The organism is Thiolapillus sp. (assembly GCF_048562965.1).
In the GTDB taxonomy this organism is placed as follows: Bacteria; Pseudomonadota; Gammaproteobacteria; order Chromatiales; family Chromatiaceae; genus Thiolapillus; species Thiolapillus brandeum_A.
Window position 1 is genome coordinate 1 of sequence record NZ_JBHNMF010001530.1, and the last position, 576, is coordinate 576.

The window sequence follows — 576 nt, forward strand, 5'->3', positions numbered from 1 at the left end:
GTCCATAGCGGCCTCCAGAAGTTTGTGTTGATTTCTCTTCTGAGAGGCCGCGCCTTGCTATGTCAACTATTTTTTGAGATTTTTAGTGGTTTTTCTCCTCTGAAACTCTAAACTCTAGATTGTTATTTCTCCGAAATTAATTCAGTTGTGGGGACAACTCAGTTTCGGGTTGTAACATGGGCCGTATCAGTCGTGACAGGCTGAGCCTATCACTCATGACCACGTCCTAAGGACGTGGGTTTCTACGCTAAACTAAAGAAGGCTCTTCAGCAGAATCTGTGGGTAAACTCAGGCTCGGGTAAAGCACCAAGTGCATGATACAAAGCGATTTCCGCGCCCCGATACGTCCGAAAACCGAAGGATTTTCTGGAGGTCAGTTTTGCACGCTGATTAACATACTCGACCGTTCGATGTGCTGAAGACATCAGACCTGAAAGTTGCTCGTGCCTGGGCCATCAAGGAGATGTTTCGTGGTTTCTGGGATTACCGCTATGCGGGCTGGGCCAAACGGCATTTCGACCGCTGGTATGCCCGGGCCATACGCAGTCGCCTGACACCGATCAAGAAAAAGGCGAA

The 576-nt window shown here is 49.0% G+C and carries 1 protein-coding gene; it reads left to right on the forward strand.

The features are described from left to right. Positions 1 to 412: 412 nt before the first annotated feature. Positions 413 to 576, forward strand: a 164-nt coding sequence (locus ACOCD2_RS25330) for a transposase (protein WP_368857531.1), incomplete at its 3' end; no start/stop codon positions are given.